Annotated in this window: 18 protein-coding genes; 13 read left to right on the top strand and 5 right to left on the bottom strand. The window is 46.7% G+C overall.

The window, feature by feature from the left end:
• Nucleotides 1–141: 141 nt before the first annotated feature.
• From IY568_RS00645 to hldE, 3 genes are all read left to right on the top strand, one after another.
• Complete coding sequence (locus tag IY568_RS00645) at nucleotides 142–1590, top strand: capsule assembly Wzi family protein (RefSeq protein ID WP_228553055.1); 1449 nt, start codon at nucleotides 142–144, stop codon at nucleotides 1588–1590.
• 89 nt (nucleotides 1591–1679) lie between these two features.
• Nucleotides 1680–2273 (top strand): D-sedoheptulose-7-phosphate isomerase, encoded by a 594-nt coding sequence (locus IY568_RS00640; protein ID WP_194866524.1) that lies wholly within the window; start codon nucleotides 1680–1682, stop codon nucleotides 2271–2273.
• Nucleotides 2270–3712, top strand: a complete 1443-nt coding sequence (gene hldE, locus IY568_RS00635; protein ID WP_125558076.1) for a bifunctional D-glycero-beta-D-manno-heptose-7-phosphate kinase/D-glycero-beta-D-manno-heptose 1-phosphate adenylyltransferase HldE — start codon at nucleotides 2270–2272, stop codon at nucleotides 3710–3712. The genes IY568_RS00640 and hldE overlap by 4 nt, the downstream gene beginning before the upstream one ends.
• Nucleotides 3713–3742: 30 nt before the next feature.
• Here the strand turns inward: hldE and IY568_RS00630 are convergent, their stop codons facing one another.
• Nucleotides 3743–4477 carry a 3-deoxy-D-manno-octulosonic acid kinase gene (locus tag IY568_RS00630; protein ID WP_194866523.1) on the bottom strand — a complete coding sequence of 245 codons (735 nt, stop codon included), beginning with the start codon at nucleotides 4475–4477 and terminating at the stop codon, nucleotides 3743–3745.
• A gap of 134 nt (nucleotides 4478–4611) precedes the next feature.
• On the opposite strand from IY568_RS00630, the gene IY568_RS00625 reads away from it, so the two are divergent.
• The 6 genes from IY568_RS00625 (at nucleotide 4612) to glpG (ending at nucleotide 9905) form a co-directional block, all read left to right on the top strand.
• Complete coding sequence (locus tag IY568_RS00625) at nucleotides 4612–5655, top strand: glycosyltransferase family 9 protein (RefSeq protein ID WP_125558072.1); 1044 nt, start codon at nucleotides 4612–4614, stop codon at nucleotides 5653–5655.
• Complete coding sequence (gene gmhB / locus IY568_RS00620; RefSeq protein WP_125558070.1) at nucleotides 5652–6209, top strand: D-glycero-beta-D-manno-heptose 1,7-bisphosphate 7-phosphatase; 558 nt, start codon at nucleotides 5652–5654, stop codon at nucleotides 6207–6209. The genes IY568_RS00625 and gmhB overlap by 4 nt, the downstream gene beginning before the upstream one ends.
• 172 nt (nucleotides 6210–6381) lie before the next feature.
• Nucleotides 6382–7578 carry a glycine C-acetyltransferase gene (locus IY568_RS00615; RefSeq protein ID WP_010383020.1) on the top strand — a complete coding sequence of 399 codons (1197 nt, stop codon included), beginning with the start codon at nucleotides 6382–6384 and terminating at the stop codon, nucleotides 7576–7578.
• A 78-nt stretch (nucleotides 7579–7656) separates the two neighbouring features.
• Complete coding sequence (gene tdh, locus IY568_RS00610) at nucleotides 7657–8682, top strand: L-threonine 3-dehydrogenase (protein ID WP_125558066.1); 1026 nt, start codon at nucleotides 7657–7659, stop codon at nucleotides 8680–8682.
• Between the two features lie 87 nt (nucleotides 8683–8769).
• Entirely contained in the window at nucleotides 8770–9087 is a 318-nt protein-coding gene (gene glpE / locus IY568_RS00605) for a thiosulfate sulfurtransferase GlpE (RefSeq protein ID WP_010383018.1), read from the top strand.
• Nucleotides 9084–9905 (top strand): rhomboid family intramembrane serine protease GlpG, encoded by an 822-nt coding sequence (gene glpG / locus IY568_RS00600; RefSeq protein WP_194866522.1) that lies wholly within the window; start codon nucleotides 9084–9086, stop codon nucleotides 9903–9905. The genes glpE and glpG overlap by 4 nt, the downstream gene beginning before the upstream one ends.
• Nucleotides 9906–9929: 24 nt before the next feature.
• Here the strand turns inward: glpG and IY568_RS00595 are convergent, their stop codons facing one another.
• Nucleotides 9930–10325 carry a flagellar basal body-associated protein FliL gene (locus IY568_RS00595; RefSeq protein WP_049863946.1) on the bottom strand — a complete coding sequence of 132 codons (396 nt, stop codon included), beginning with the start codon at nucleotides 10323–10325 and terminating at the stop codon, nucleotides 9930–9932.
• A 155-nt stretch (nucleotides 10326–10480) separates the two neighbouring features.
• Here IY568_RS00595 and IY568_RS00590 point away from each other — a divergent pair, with 155 nt between their 5' ends.
• Nucleotides 10481–11008: a chorismate--pyruvate lyase family protein gene (locus IY568_RS00590; RefSeq protein ID WP_164517479.1), complete on the top strand. Its 528-nt coding sequence runs from the start codon at nucleotides 10481–10483 to the stop codon at nucleotides 11006–11008.
• On the top strand, nucleotides 11005–11871 hold the full coding sequence (gene ubiA, locus IY568_RS00585; RefSeq protein WP_138536229.1) for a 4-hydroxybenzoate octaprenyltransferase: 867 nt from the start codon (nucleotides 11005–11007) through the stop codon (nucleotides 11869–11871). Before IY568_RS00590 ends, ubiA begins: the two co-directional genes overlap by 4 nt.
• Before the next feature lie 184 nt (nucleotides 11872–12055).
• Here ubiA and IY568_RS00580 read toward each other — a convergent pair whose 3' ends face one another.
• The 3 genes from IY568_RS00580 to IY568_RS00570 all read right to left on the bottom strand — a co-directional run bounded on the left by IY568_RS00580 (nucleotide 12056) and on the right by IY568_RS00570 (nucleotide 15055).
• A complete protein-coding gene (locus IY568_RS00580) occupies nucleotides 12056–12961 on the bottom strand; it encodes a LysR family transcriptional regulator (RefSeq protein ID WP_010383012.1) in 906 nt (301 codons plus the stop codon).
• A gap of 109 nt (nucleotides 12962–13070) precedes the next feature.
• The gene (locus IY568_RS00575) at nucleotides 13071–14597 is read right to left on the bottom strand and encodes a DUF3369 domain-containing protein (protein ID WP_125558059.1); all 1527 of its coding nucleotides are present in this window, start codon (nucleotides 14595–14597) and stop codon (nucleotides 13071–13073) included.
• Between the two features lie 59 nt (nucleotides 14598–14656).
• Nucleotides 14657–15055: a DUF2721 domain-containing protein gene (locus IY568_RS00570; protein WP_010383007.1), complete on the bottom strand. Its 399-nt coding sequence runs from the start codon at nucleotides 15053–15055 to the stop codon at nucleotides 14657–14659.
• A 63-nt stretch (nucleotides 15056–15118) separates the two neighbouring features.
• On the opposite strand from IY568_RS00570, the gene IY568_RS00565 reads away from it, so the two are divergent.
• Nucleotides 15119–15451, top strand: coding sequence for a DUF2007 domain-containing protein (locus IY568_RS00565; RefSeq protein ID WP_125558057.1), 333 nt, complete (start codon nucleotides 15119–15121; stop codon nucleotides 15449–15451).
• Nucleotides 15435–16031: a YjaG family protein gene (locus IY568_RS00560; protein ID WP_125558055.1), complete on the top strand. Its 597-nt coding sequence runs from the start codon at nucleotides 15435–15437 to the stop codon at nucleotides 16029–16031. Before IY568_RS00565 ends, IY568_RS00560 begins: the two co-directional genes overlap by 17 nt.
• Nucleotides 16032–16060: the final 29 nt, after the last annotated feature.

Here is a 16060-nt window from a genome sequence, read left to right as displayed (position 1 = left end):
CAACAGTATAAAAAACGCCTATTTTAACTTGTCAGCCTGAAAAAGCGATAACACGCATACAAATTATCACAGTTGTTGAGGTGCTCAGCGGACGGGAATTTGCTAGGATCTGGCAAAATTTCCAATTTTAAAGGTTTTAAGTTGTCCTTTCGTAATATCACGTTTTCTACTTTGTGTCTGCTGGGCGCAGCGCAGGCCGTCGCTATGCCAACCGCTTTTTTACCTTTGGGTAAAGACAACATCCTGGAATACCAGATTGATCAGATGTTTGCTTTGATCGGTACGACGCCAATGTCTAAGCCCTATCGTATCACTGAAGTTAATAAGACTTTATCTGAACTTGAGCGTGTTGATCCAGCATTACATCAAAGCATCAAAACACGATTGGCACCCTACCTGGAAAGAGACGCAATCACACGTCGCGGAATTAAGTTACGGGTTGACTCCGGCGACGTGCAGCAGCTTGCGAATGACCGTGGAAATTCTAGTAGCGAATATGCTGAATTGTCATTTGATGGGATATGGCGTGGTAGTGACACAAGCCTGGTTCAGCTTGGTGCTGAATATCGCGTCGATGCGGGCAAAGTGGTGCCTTATAATACGTTCTACGCCTTGGGTGGAGATAACTTACAACTTACTTTGGGCTATAAAGAGCATTGGTTTTCGCCGTTCAAACATGGTGCTCAGGTCTATTCAAATAATGCACAAGCGCCACTATCTGCATCAGTGGGTTTGAATCTGCCATTGGAAAACTGGTGGAACTTTGACTTTGAGCTTTTCTATTCTGAGTTGGAACATGTAGAAGAAGGTATTCTTTATCAAGACACACTGCATGACGGTACTCCTAAGCTGGCGGGTACGCATATTAGCTTCGAGCCGTTGGATAATTGGAAAATTGGTATTAACCGAATCATGCAGTTTGGTGGAGGCCCACGAGAGGTTGGAATCAAAGACGTGGTAAAAGCCTATTTTGACCCGGCCGGTAACGATAACGTAGGCCTGGTTGGTAGTTCCGACGAAGAGCTTGGAGATCAGTGGGCAAGTATTACATCGGTGTTCAAAACGAATTGGTTGATGCCGATTGAATGGTACCTTGAATACGGTGGAGAAGATACAAAAGAGCACAAGAACTATCAGTTTGGTAATATTGCGTCCAATTTTGGATTCTACCTGCCTGCACTTACTCGCAGCCTGACATTCAGGTATGAATACTCCAATATGCACAGCTTATGGTACAAGAACTACATTTTTCCGAAGAATGGCAACACGAGAGATGGGTTTGTAGTGGGGCATGCTGTTGCGAATCAGCGTATATTTCAAGATGGCGTTCCCAGCCAGGGTCACCTTGTCGAGCTAACTTATCGAGAAAATCTGGACTCAATGTGGCGTTTGGAGCTATCCACGGTTAAAAATAGCAATCACTTTGTGACGTTCGATGTAGTGAATACTCGAAACTATGAGCAAGCCCGACAGCTTCAGCTAGCTAATACCCGACGTATTTATGACAAGCAAGTAGAGACATCGCTGACCTATGGCAAAGATGTCTTTGGCGAAAGCTACACTTGGTTGTCTGTCAATGTATACTGGTAGTCTGGCGCACAGCGTCACCAATTAATTTAACACGGGTTAGTTTTGACTTTGTATCGATTACAGAGTCGCATTATTTATTAAGGATCACTATGTCAATCAATGATCACATCAAACAAAGCTATCAGGCCAGCTTAGAGCGACATATGGCGTTGTTCGCAAAAATGGCTGATTATCATACCCAGTCTGTGGAATTACTGGCTGCCTGCAAAGCGACCCTGGATGCGGGTGGCAAGGTGATTTGGTTTGGTAATGGTGGCAGTGCGGCCGATGCTCAGCATTTGGCAGCTGAGTTTGTGGTTCGCTACAAGCTCGAACGTGGTCCACTGGCGTCGATTGCTTTGACGACTGATACATCGATTTTAACGGCACACAGCAATGACTACCATTTCAATTCGGTTTTCGAACGTCAGGTGCAAGCGTTATGTAAACCACAAGACTTGGTGATTGGCCTGACCACGTCAGGAACCAGTGAGAATATTAACCTGGCATTACAGGCTGCTAATGAGATTGGTGCATTCACCGTGGCGTTGACTGGGCGTACGGGTGGTACAGTGAAAGACATCGCTAAGTTGCCAATTATCATCGACTTTGATGAGACCGCACGGATCCAGGAAGCCCATATGTTTATCGGGCACTGGTTATGTGAGGCGGTAGACATGGTCATTGCGGAGCAGTCGGCATGAACCTGAGCGCGCTGAGAAACTTGAATCAGGCGAAGGTCCTGGTGGTTGGTGATGTCATGCTGGATCGCTACTGGCATGGTGATACAGGTCGTATTTCACCAGAAGCGCCTGTTCCCGTCGTCAAGGTAAGCAGCCTTGAAGATAAAGCGGGTGGTGCGGCAAACGTAGCGAAGAACATAGCGCATCTGGATGGTCAGGTCGGGTTACTGGGTCTGATTGGCGAAGATGACAATGGCCGTCAGCTAGAGTCTATTCTGGCAAAAGAACAAATCGCTTCACAACTTGTCAGCGTTGCTGAGTTGCCGACGATTGCAAAAATGCGCGTTATCAGTCGTCACCAGCAAGTCGTGCGACTAGACCTGGAAGAGCCCTTTGTGCAGTCTCACAGCAAATTGTTGTTAACCCGATTGGAACAAGTCGTCAATGACTATGATTTTGTTCTGTTTTCAGACTATAACAAAGGCGCTTTAAGTTGCATCGAAGAGATGATTAGTGTGGCAAAGAGCGCGGGCAAAACGGTCCTGATTGACCCGAAGTCGTCTGATTTGACCCGTTATCGGGGCGCCGATTATATTACGCCAAACCTCAATGAATTCCGCCTGGCCGGCGGTGATTCCAGCTGTGAAGAAGCATTGACGATGAGTGCCCGTGCATTGATAAAGCAGGCTGGCATTGGTGCTATGCTGCTGACTCGCTCTGAGCAGGGCATGTCACTGATCACCCAAGACGAGAAACATGACTTCGCTGCGCAGGTCCGGGAAGTCAGTGATGTTACCGGTGCGGGTGATACCGTTATTGCGACATTAACCACTATGTTGGGCGCAGGGTTATCGCCAAGTGAAGCGGTGGAGCTGGCAAACCTGGCTGCGGGAATTGCGGTGGCTAAACTGGGCGCGGCTACCGTGACACCAGAAGAGCTGAGCCGGAAACTGGGGCAATATTTGCGTCAGACTGGTGAACACTACCAAACCCCGTATGAAGAAGTACTAAAACACATTGAGTTTGCCAAACAAAATGGTGAAACCATTGTGTTCACCAATGGCTGCTTTGACATTCTGCATGCAGGTCATGTTCGCTATCTGGCACAAGCCAAAGCCAGAGGAGACCGGTTAGTAGTCGGGTTGAATAACGATGACTCCATTTCTCGTTTGAAAGGTCCTGAGCGTCCAATTAATCCACTGAACGAGCGGGCCATGGTCTTGTCTGCACTGGCTTCTGTTGACTGGGTGATCCCATTTGGTAAAGAGAGTGAGGGTGACACACCGGCTAAACTGATAGAACAGATCAGTCCACATATACTGGTCAAAGGTGGTGATTACCAGGTATCAGAGATAGCAGGAGCAGATCATGTCCTTGCTATGGGTGGCCAGGTAGAAGTGTTAGCGTTTCTGGATGGTTGCTCAACCTCTAATATCATTGCGAAAGCAAGAGAGACATAATAGCGACGTCTGACGATTAAGAAGCCGGTTTCACACCGGCTTTTTTTTCATTTCACTTTGATAGACATCGATAAAACTCTGCCAGTCTTGTGGCGAACAAAAGAACTGCGCAGAGCGGCTGGCTTCTTTTTTAAGTGAACGCGCGAGTCGGTCAATATTCGCCATTTGCCATTCTTTTGCAGGCGTTTTGAGCGCGCCTTTATCGAAATCAATGAGGTACACTTCTCCGCAATCATCGAACAGAATATTGTTGCAGTTCAAATCATCATGATAGGCGCCAGCGTGATGAAAGCGTGCCAGCGTGGAGGCAACCTGCTGCCAGCCTTGTGCACTGAGTGGCGCCGACTGCAGTCGTTCACACAGGCTTTGTGCGCCAGAGATGGCATGCGTCAGGATATCAGCGCGATAAATCCCCGCTGATACGGTTACTTTGGCGCCTAAAGGAGTGGGGACTGGTAAGTCCAAGTCGGCGAGTTGGTTTAGCAGGTGCAGCTCAAGGTATACCCGGGTGTGCTTAAGACCTGTAAACACGTATTGATCTTTGAGTAACTTACCAATTAACCCGCCACGCCAGTAGTGCTTTAGAACGGCAACATCCTGGTCGGTATAGCGTACGAACCAGGCTGCTGCGCGACCTTGTTTCGAGGTCACAACGGCATTTTTCTGCTGCCAGAATGCCATGTCGAACCAGTCCAGAGATAAAGTATCTGGGGTATGGTTAGTTCGCAACAAGTAGTGATTGTGATGTTGTTCTATTTTTAGCATGGCCGATTAATAGCAGGACTGAATTGATAAACGCTCAGTGTAACGGCTTTTGTTGTCTGGGAGAATCTCATAGGTTGCAAAATAGTGGGTTTTATTTAAGATCGGGTGCTTATTTTCAGTTACAGGCGAAATGTGTGTCTCAGGCAATTTCTTCCATTTGTATTCTCCGGCTTTCGGCCATCGGTGACGTGTGTCATGCCGTAGCGGCCGTACAAGCGATCCAGCGTGCGCACCCACAGGCGAAAATCACCTGGGTTATAGGCAAGGTTGAAGCCATGCTGTTAGCCGGCTTGCCTGGGGTTGAGTTTGTTATCTTTGACAAGAAACAAGGTAAAGCGGCATTTAAGCAGCTTAAAGCACACTTTAAAGGGCACAAGTTTGATGTGCTTTTGCATATGCAAGTGGCGTTTCGCGCTAACCTTGCAGCACGTTGTATCCCGGCTAAAGTCAAAGTTGGGTTTGACAAAGGGCGTTCTAAGGAACTTCACTCGCTGGTTATTAATCAACGCATTGGTCCACAGCAGGAGCCGCATGTGCTGGAAGGGTTCCAGAACTTTGCCCGAGCGATAGGCGCTGAGTGTGACACGCCGAGTTGGGACATGCCCGTTAGCGATGAAGATAAACGTGAAGCGGAAGTTTTACTTGCCGGACTGACACGTATCTTTGTGATTTCTCCCGCTGCCAGCAAGGCGGAGCGAAACTGGCTACCTGAGCGCTATGCTGCGCTGGCTGAACATGCTGCGGGACAAGGCTTTAGTGTGGTCCTGACAGGAGGCCCAACCGAATTGGAGCGCAATCTGAGTGAAGCCATCATTGCGCATGCGCAGTGTGATATTACTAACCTGGTTGGTAAAACCAAATTAAAAACCTTGCTGTGTGTGCTAGCGCAGGCACAGCTGGTTCTGGCACCGGATACTGGGCCAGCCCATATGGCGGTGACCGTTGGCACCCCGGTTATAGGTTTGTATGCGCATTCTAACCCCAAGCGCACGGGTCCGTATTTGTATCAGGAATATGTGGTAGACGTCTATCATGACAACCTGATGGCGCAAAAGGGTAAAAGTGCTCAGCAACTTAAGTGGGGAACACGCGTGAAGGGCAGTGATTTGATGAGTCAAATTTCGATTGAGCGGGTAGCACAGATGTTTGACCAGGTAGTAAAGCAGGAACAAATATGACACATAAAGCCGTATTTCTGGACAGAGATGGGGTGATCAATCAGGATCATGCCTATGTGCATAAAATTGAAGACTTTGAGTTTATCGATGGCGTGTTTGAGGCCTGCCATCAGTTCCAGGTGTTGGGCTATAAACTGATCGTGGTGACAAACCAGTCCGGTATTGGCCGGGGGTACTATGACGAAGCTCAGTTTGCGCGACTGACAGAGTGGATGTGTCAGCAGTTCAAGGCTCATGGTATCACCATTGATGGCGTCTATTTTTGCCCCCACCACCCGCATAAAGCGCAGCCGCCTTATCAGCGTGAGTGTGCGTGCCGTAAACCGAACCCCGGTATGCTTTTAGAAGCCATTGCGGAGCATAACATTGACCCGAAACAAAGTATTATGGTGGGTGATAAGGGGTCGGATATTCAGGCGGCATTGGCTGCGGGAGTTAGTACTAAAATACTGGTTGAGTCGGGGCAGACTTTCAGTGAACAAGTGCGTGATTCAGCAGACTATGTGTGTGGATCATTATATCAGGCACTTGATCTGCCTCCGTTTATCTCATAAGCGTTTACAAAGCGTCTGCGAACAAGATAATCACAATCCGTGCATTTAAGGTGCGAACCTTTTAAAATATAAGCAACGAATTTTATGACACAGCCGATATTGAGCATAAAGGATATCGGCATTTTAGTGTGTGCCAGGGGCACACACCCCGTGCAACTAATGGAGACTCCCGATGAGAGCAGCGGCATTTTTCAGCCAGCTTCAGCAACAGATTGAAGAAGTAAAAGCTGAGGGTTTATACAAGAAAGAACGTGTGATCACTTCTCAGCAGCAAGCAGAAATTGCAGTATCAACTGGCGAAAGTGTTATTAACTTCTGTGCCAATAACTATCTTGGCCTGGCTAATCACCCGGATTTGATAGCGGCTGCTCAGGGTGGTCTAGATGAGCATGGGTTTGGTGTTGCGTCTGTACGCTTTATCTGTGGTACTCAGGATATCCATAAAACACTGGAAGCTAAAGTCAGTGAGTTCCTGCAAACTGAAGATACCATCTTGTACTCTTCTTGTTTTGATGCCAATGCAGGTCTGTTCGAAACCATTTTAGGCCCTGAAGATGCCATTATTTCGGATTCACTGAATCATGCCTCTATCATTGATGGTGTGCGCCTGTGTAAAGCGAAACGTTTCCGTTATGCCAATAATGACATGGCAGATCTTGAGAAGCAGCTGATTGCCGCTGATGAAGCAGGCGTGAAAACTAAATTGATTGCGACCGATGGTGTGTTCTCAATGGACGGGGTGATTTGTAACCTGTCTGAGCTGTGCGATCTGGCAGACAAATACGATGCGTTGGTTATGGTTGATGATTCGCACGCAGTTGGTTTTGTGGGCGAAAATGGCCGTGGTACGCCAGAGTACTGTGGCGTGATGGATCGCGTTGACATCATTACGGGTACTTTAGGTAAAGCGCTGGGTGGTGCATCAGGCGGTTATACCTCAGGTAAAAAAGAAATTGTTGAGTGGCTGCGTCAGCGCTCGCGCCCTTATTTGTTCTCAAACTCACTGGCCCCGTCTATTGTGACTGCGTCAATCAAAGTGCTGGACATGATGAAAGAAGGTGAGGCACTGCGTAACAAGCTATGGGAAAATGCTGCACACTTCCGCAGTAAAATGGAAGCGGCAGGCTTTACCTGTGCTGGTAAAGATCATGCGATTATTCCTGTCATGCTGGGCGATGCGAAAGTGGCCTCTGATATGGCGGATCGCTTATTAGCCGAAGGCATTTACGTGATTGGCTTCTCATACCCGGTTGTGCCTAAAGGTCAGGCACGTATCCGTACTCAGATCTCTGCGGCGCACACCACAGAGCAGCTGGACAAGGCGATTGACGCCTTCATTCGCATTGGTAAAGAACTGGGCGTGATTTAATCACTGCCCCACAGCCTGTGCTGTGAGCGATTTTTAACGCAAGCTGATGGCTTGCGTGTTTCTAATGAGTGAAAACACATGAAAGCACTATCCAAGTTAAAAGCAGAAGAAGGGATTTGGATGACGGATGCGCCCAAACCGGAAGTTGGGCATAACGATCTGCTGATCAAAATCCGTAAAACCGCCATTTGCGGTACTGATGTACACATTTATAAATGGGATGAATGGGCGCAAAACACCATTCCAACCCCTATGGTTGTTGGACATGAATACGTAGGTGAAGTCGTAGACATGGGCCAGGAAGTACGTGGCTTTGAGATTGGCGACCGTGTATCAGGTGAAGGTCACATTACTTGTGGTCATTGTCGAAACTGTCGTGCCGGTCGTGTACATTTGTGCCGTAACACCATAGGTGTGGGCGTCAATCGTGAGGGGTCGTTTGCAGAATATCTGGTTATCCCTGCATACAATGCGTTTAAGATCCCTGATAACATCTCCGATGAACTGGCATCTATCTTTGACCCATTCGGTAATGCTGTACACACTGCCTTGTCTTTTGACCTGGTGGGTGAAGATGTGCTGATCACCGGTGCAGGTCCAATCGGAATTATGGCCGCCGCTGTTGCAAAACATGTGGGTGCACGCCATGTTGTGATCACGGACGTAAATGAATATCGTCTGGAGCTGGCTCGTAAAATGGGTGCAACCCGGGCTGTAAATGTGGCCGAAGAGCAACTTGAAGACGTGATGGCAGAGTTAGGCATGACAGAAGGGTTTGATATCGGCCTGGAAATGTCGGGTGTGCCTGTGGCGTTCAATAGCATGCTGAACAACATGAACCATGGTGGTAAAATTGCCATGCTGGGTATTCCACCGAGCGATATGGCTGTTGACTGGAACCAGGTGATTTTCAAAGGGTTGGTGATCAAAGGTATTTATGGTCGCGAGATGTTTGAAACTTGGTATAAAATGGCGAGTCTGATCCAGTCCGGTCTGAATTTAGACCCGATCATCACTCATCAGTTTCACGTTGATGAGTTCCAGCAAGGCTTTGATACGATGATCTCTGGTCAATCGGGTAAAGTGATCTTAAACTGGGACTAAGGTCTACATGAGCCTGTTTTAAAACACCTCGGGTCCGTGACCGCTAACGAGGTGTTTTTTGTGTCTGCTTATTAATTAGAGAGTACTATGAGTTTTAAACATATTTCAGTCGCCCAAACCAAAGAAATGTTGGCGCAATCTGAGCTGGTTATTGCTGATATCCGTGATGCTAACTCGTTTGCACAAGGACACATTCCGGGGGCGGAACATTTGTCGAATGATAACCTGGGACATTTTTTACAGGAAAAAGAGTTCGAGCACCCAATTATCGTGGTTTGCTATCACGGGATCAGCTCTCAAGGTGCTGCAAATTACTTGGTTGAACAAGGGTTTGAAGAGGTATACAGCATGGATGGCGGTTTCACACAGTGGGCGCAAGAACTTCCGGATAGTGTAGCAAAATGAAACTGTTAGGCTCCCACAATAACCCACGCGCGGTTCAGGGAGTTGCGGACTATCTGAAAACGCATCATATCGAGTGCCGGGTGACCAGTGAAGATGGGCAGCAGGCTTCTGTGTGGGTTGCTGAGCAACACTGGTCTCAGGCCAGTGAGATCTGGCAGGAATTTGTCGCAGATCCCTATCAGGATAAATACCTGGCTGCGTCCTGGCAACTTGCACCAAAAGAATCTCCGCTTGTATATCAGGGCACCAAACTGAACTTGTGGCAGCGTTTTACCCAGCTAAGCTGGATGCTCAAAGCCGTTTTTATCCTCTCTTTGGGGATATTCATGAGCTTCTTTGTGTATGGCGTTGAGCCGGTGTTTGACACTTTGCAGTTTGACCCTCATAGCCCCTGGCGCTGGATCACCCCAGCTTTTTTGCATTTTGGCCTGCTACATTTGGTTTTTAATCTGTCCTGGTGGATTTATCTGGGTAATATGATTGAGCGTCGCCTGGGTAATTGGGTGCTCTGGACTGTCTTTGTGGCTGGTGCATTGCTGAGCAACTGGATGCAGTATTTGTTAGCCGATGCAAACTTTGGCGGTCTCAGTGGTGTGGTTTATGCCTTGTTGGGCTTTTGCTGGATCCATTCTGTTAAACATCCACAGTCTCCTCCTTTGATAGGAACCCCTGTCGTTGGCTTTATGTTAATTTGGATGGTGTTGGGCTTTATGGACGTATTATTTGTCAATATGGCGAACTGGGCACACTTGTTTGGCTTATTGGCTGGTATGGGGGTCGCAACGCTGTTGCGTGTTCGCGATTCTGGCCAGGTTTAACGCGAGGCGAATAACCTCGCGACTTTAGTGGTACAAATACTTGGTGAACAGCACTTCGCGGATGATTTCTTGTCCGGTTTCTTCTTTGAGGAGTGTTTTCAGCTTTTCTGCACAACGTTGGCGTATTTCTTCACGCCCTGTCAATGATTTGATAGTTTCTTCTGGTTCTTTACTCAGGATTTGCACTATGGCATCTCTTAGTAGGGGAGTGTGGTGCTCAACAACGGCGATGTTGCTGACATCATCAAGCATTAAATCTACCGTCACCCGGACGTAGCCGAGTTTTTTATTGGACTGCCCGATATAGTTGGTAATGATGTCAGGCTCAAATCCAAAGTAGCCAACGGTTGATTCAGCGCGTGAGTTTGTACTCACACAAACAAGCAAAAACGCCATCAACGCGATACAGATCCGATTCATAATAGCCTGAAAATACTTAACTAAATACCAACAATAGGATTAGTTTATACGTAAAATCAGATTATGAACAGCAGTGAGTAAGGGAAAGGTAAACTTTTTTGCCGGAGTAAGCTTTGCTATTATGGCGCGGTTATTTCCTGAATTGAATTACTGACTTGTTTAATCTGCCAAATTTATTGCAATCAAGCTGGGAACCGCTTACCCGGCATAAGGACATCCCGGACGCCCTGCGCGCATTGTTATGCGAAACTGGCTCTCTGACAGCCTTACTGCGCTCACAGTGTCGAATACTGCACGTTGAGGTACTCAGTGAGCAGGTGCGCCAGCTTGATGGGGAAGTACAAGCGATTCTGAACTGCGACAGCGCCTTGTGTCGCGAAGTGGTGCTATATTGTGATGATATTCCTGTGGTTTACGGCCAGAGCTGGATACCTGATAGTGCCAATGCACTGGGGTTAGATAACATTGGCACTACCCCGTTAGGTGAACGCTTGTTTGACCAACAGGCGTGGCAAAGAGGCGATATTGAGGTTGCGACACTGGAGCAAAAGCTGCTCCCCTCATTTTTCCCGACCAAAGAGAGACTATACAGTGATCCTTGCTTTGCAAGACGGAGCGTTTTTACGCGTCAAACTTGCAAGGTACTGGTGTGCGAAATCTTCCTGAATGGAGTTAAGGTATGAAGCTATCGCGGCTGCGAGCAGACCACGTAAACGAATACAAGCAGCTAATGCGTGTTGAAAAGCCCATTGGTACTTTACTACTGATGTGGCCAACGCTTTGGAGTTTGTGGATAGCGTCTGGTGGTGTTCCTCAGTGGCATTTGTTACTCATTTTTGCTCTCGGCACGTTTATGATGCGTAGTGCAGGTTGTGTGATTAATGACTTTGCAGATCGTAAGGTCGATGGTGCAGTCAAAAGAACGGCTCAACGGCCACTTGCCAGAGGCGCAGTCAGTGAAGGTGAAGCGCTTTCTTTGTTTTTATTATTGATCGGTGCCTCTTTTGCGCTGGTATTGATGCTGAACTGGCAAACCATCTTATTGTCATTTGGCGCGCTCGTGCTGGCCAGTGTTTACCCTTTCATGAAGCGCTATACCAATCTACCTCAGGTTGTTCTTGGCGCCGCGTTTAGCTGGGGAATACCCATGGCGTTTATGGCTGTTCAGGAAACGGTTCCTGCTATTGCCTGGGTGTTATTTATTGCTAACTTGCTCTGGACGGTTGCTTACGACACTAAATATGCCATGGTGGATAAGGACGATGACCTTGTCGTCGGTATTAAATCAACCGCCATCTTGTTCGGTCGTTGGGACAGACACGTTATTGCTGCCCTTAATCTGGCATTTTTGGGCTGTATGGCTTGGGTTGCAACCCAGGTCACTTTGTCTGTGTGGTTCTGGTGTGGCTTTGTGGTTGCCGGGGGGTGGCTGGTTAGGCTGCAATGGCAGATCAATGACAGAAGCAGAGAAAAGTGTTTTCAGGCATTTTTGAGCAATAATTACGTTGGTCTGGCGATGTTTGTCGGAGTGGTTGTTGGTATTTGAGGGGATCCCCAGTCAATAGCCCAGAGGCTCGTGAGGGGTTATTTTTGAAAGGAAGCGAGTGAGGGTGAGCGAATTTTTTGACTCCATTACCGCGGGTTTATACTAAACACCCGAATAGAATACCTAAAACTCGCTCTAAACTCCCATTTAACCAAACAGTATAAGAAACCTAGTTAGCTAATCGTTAACTATTCACCGCTGTAGCAACGGCGTTTTTCTGTGCTGTTTGTTCAATTAATGACAACAAGTTACTGACGTGTGAACCACTGCCAAGTTGGTGACTGGTCTGCACGACAATTTGCTCATGACTAGCGTCCTTGTTAGTCTTCAGTAAGATCAGTTCCGGGTCTTGCGCGATGACCTTAGAATGTTCAATGCTTGCAATGGCAAAGCTCTGGCTATTCTTCAGTCCGTCAATCACCTGGCTGATATTACCAATTTTGACATTGGTTGATTTGTTAAGCCCTTCAACCGCCTCATTTAGCATGTTCTGCACCTGTTTAGACTGAGAGAAACAGCCGTACATTGGGTACTGAGCAAGCTCACTGCGACGAATACTGTCTTGTGTCGCGAGTGGATGTTGTTTAGCAACAAACAAAACAAGTTGGTCAGGCAGATGGATATCACTCACTAAGCTGGTTGCAGACTCTAGGTAAACACTGATGTCAATTTCACCAAGCTGTAGCTTGCGAAGTAGATCGTGTTCATTCAAAAGTTGCATCTCAACTTTGACGTTAGGGAAATCCGCCAAAAACTGTCCACATGACGTTGGCACTATGCTACTGGCCTGTGCGGTGTAACCAACAACAACACGTTGTTGGTCACGACCAAACAAGCTTTGTTTGATAGTGTTTCTGGTTATGTCTAATTCCGATAAGGTCGACTTACAATAATTCAGAAAAAGTTCGCCCTGTTCGGTCAGTTTGACGGAGCGGGTAGATCGTTTGACAAGTTCACAGCCAATTTCATCTTCCAGTGTCTGAATGCTTCTGGTGAGTGCGGAAGTACTGATATTGGTTTGTTCTGCGGCTTGCCTAAAGTGGCGTAAATTGCCTAAAGCAACGAATTGCTCGAGTTGTTCAAATCTCATGTGAAATTCCTTTTATTTCAACAAAAATGCAATGACAACGTTGATTCCCTAATACTAATACAGTTTAGAGAAACATCCAAGTGAATTTTTTACATTTCGCTTACAAAATTTAGTCTGGGTACTGATCGCGTATTGCGATGAATTGTTCCAGATTTTCTACAAACAGATCAACCAGTTTGGGATCAAATTGTTGGCCTCGCTGGGATTTTATCTCTGTTAGAATTTTTTCAAGTGTCCAAACCGGCTTGTAACAGCGAACACTGCCCAATGCATCGAACACATCAGCGAGTGCTGTAATTCTTCCGGCAATGTCTATTTGTTCACCTCTGAGCCCTTGCGGGTACCCACTACCGTCCCACTTTTCATGGTGTTGGTGTGCGATAATTGCGCCGCATTGCAAAATATCATTTGTTGAGTTTTTTAGTATTTCATAACCCTGCTGGGCATGAGTCTTCATTATTGCCCATTCATCGTCATTCAGTTTTCCTGGTTTATTGAGAATGACATCTGGGATGCTAATTTTGCCAATGTCGTGCAACGGTGACGCTAGTTTAATAATTTCGGCTCTATAATCGTTCAATCCGACTAATTTAGCCAGTAATAAACTGTAATGTGCCACGCGCTTAACATGTGACCCTGTTTCTTTAGAGCGTTTCTCTACAGCTTCTCCGAGTATATAGGACAACTCTTTTTGTGATTCTTTTACCGTTTCTCTGAGGTTCAGATTGTCGTATGCTAGCGCAATGTTGTTAGCAAAGAAGGCCAGCAACTGACAATCTGTAGGTTGTAACAGGCCTTTTTTACTTACGTATAACATGGTCTCGAGGCCTGCCTGGCTGGTAAAATAACCGACATACTCGTGGTCGGACTTACTGGACGTTTTACGATTGTGTGTTTCTATAAAGCGACTTTTTACTTTATCCGGCAATGCGGTTTGTTCCGGCTCGATCCCTGCGCCAGACGCGGCCAGTAGCTGAAATTCAGCTCCTGCGCCATTTTGTTTATTCACCGCAGCTGCACAATAAATATCGGAATCAGTGAGACCCATCACATCGGCAACATGGGACAGAATAGTCGAGGCAAAGTCCTGAACATTATTACATTTTAGAAAGCTCGAAGAGGCATCAATAATTCGCTCAAGTCCCCGCTTGTGGCGCTCTATAGTCTGAATATCGCGGTGGGAACGCAGTGCAGAGTAGAGCAAGGTCTTTAACTTTACTGCGGTGAGCTCGGTTTTATTTTTGTAATCATTGATATCATAATCACGAATAACTGATTCTTCTGGCGCTTCTCCGGGCTGACCGGTGCGCAAAATCAGGCGAATGTCATGATTGGCCATGTCGTTGCGAATGAACTTAATGAGATCGAGCCCTGCGTGGTTGCTTTCCATAACAACGTCGATCAGCCCAACAGATATGGACTCTTCGGAATTTAGGATATCCATTGCCTGCTTTGCAGAGTAGGCATGGTGAAAACGCAAGGGTTTTTGTTCAAACCTAAAATCAGATAACACCAATTTGGTTACCTGATGGATATCCTCTTCATCATCAACCACCAGGATATCCCAGTGGGCATTATCCACTGTAATTTGCTCCTCATCCTTAAGCGGCTCATTTGTAAAGAGAAAGCTGCTCACATAGAACCTCTGCTTAGTGCCTGTTCCCTGTTAGTATAGCCAGCAAAAAAGTGAGTTGCTTAATCTTGTATTGGCTTTTTTTCAATATTGTTGAGTTCAATCTCTATGGCATCACAAGAAATGTGTATCTCATAGAGTGAAAGTAGCAAAGAAAGTGCCAGGCAGCAGAGGCTAGCGCCAAACAAAATGACCCCTAAAAGTGCTACTTCAATGAACAGGGCAAACATGGACATAGTACAGAGTAAAAAGGCGATGACGCCCCATACCTGCATCAGGCGGATAAGCTTGATACGCTTTTTGAGGTTGTCGATTTGGGCGACAACCAATGGTCTGAGTTGGTCACCTTCTCTGGCGTTTAATTCTCTGATCAGTTGCGCCAAAACTAAGAATCGATTGGTGTAGGCAAGTAATAACAAAGAGATTGCAGGGAACAACAATCCTGGTGTGGTGAGCGTCATTTTTGTACTCCGTCTAAGCACGCTACAATAGTGATTATCATAGCAAAATTTTGGAGTCCAGTGATGAGTAATACAATGTTTGACTGGACGTGCGTATATCGCACGGATAACCCATTGGAAGCCCACATTGTACTGGGGTTGCTGGCACAGGCCCGACTTAAAACCCACGTCGAAGGAGAGGCACTGGCAGCTGCTCTGGGAGAAATGCCCTTTGCGCAAAATACAATAAAAATATTTGTCTGTGCGATAAAAGTACCCGAGGCAGAAGAAATCTTGGTAAACTATCAGCAAACTAATTTATCGGAAGATTGGCAGTGCAGCAGCTGTTCTGAACACAATGGTTCGGGGTTTCAATATTGCTGGCACTGTGGAAAAAGCTATGACGAAGGCAAATAACTTTCAGCGCATCAGAGAGCTAAATTATTTACAAAAAGCGGTGCTTGCGGCTGCGATATTAGAACGTATGCTGCCAAATTATGGTTTGTTCAGTGAAGCGACCGGGTTTGGGGATGAGACGACCCTGCGCAGTGCACTGAATGTTTGCTGGGAAAAAGTGTTGCTGCCGAAAAGTAAAATCAGCTTAGAAAAACAAATTGAAAAAATTGAGCCTAATGTTCCGGAGCTAAAAGACTTCGACATGTTCGGCACCTATGCCGCAATCGACGTGGCTACGGCGTTACTCGGCTTTATTCAGGGTGTAATGAGTAAAGATGAAAGTGAGTTTGTCAATGTGGCTAAAATATCTCAAGCAACCGTGGCCAGATACATTGAATTCTTACTGATGGCAGAAGACATTGAGCCGAATAATCAACATGTGAGAGAGCATCCATTGATGCAATACGAAATCGACGTGCTTGGTGAACTCATCGATTGTGTTGCACAAATGCCGAGGATTGATAATCAGTCGGTTAAAACGCTTAAGGCATTGGCATTGAGCGACGGCCAGACAAACATTGGTTTGGCAATCGACGCTTGAATCATTTGTCCAAATTTTTAGTAGTGGAG

This window comes from Pseudoalteromonas sp. PPB1, assembly GCF_015356275.1.
Classification (GTDB): Bacteria; Pseudomonadota; Gammaproteobacteria; order Enterobacterales; family Alteromonadaceae; genus Pseudoalteromonas; species Pseudoalteromonas rubra_D.
Note: the sequence above shows the minus strand (reverse complement) of the source record. Positions and strands in the feature narration are given on the sequence as shown.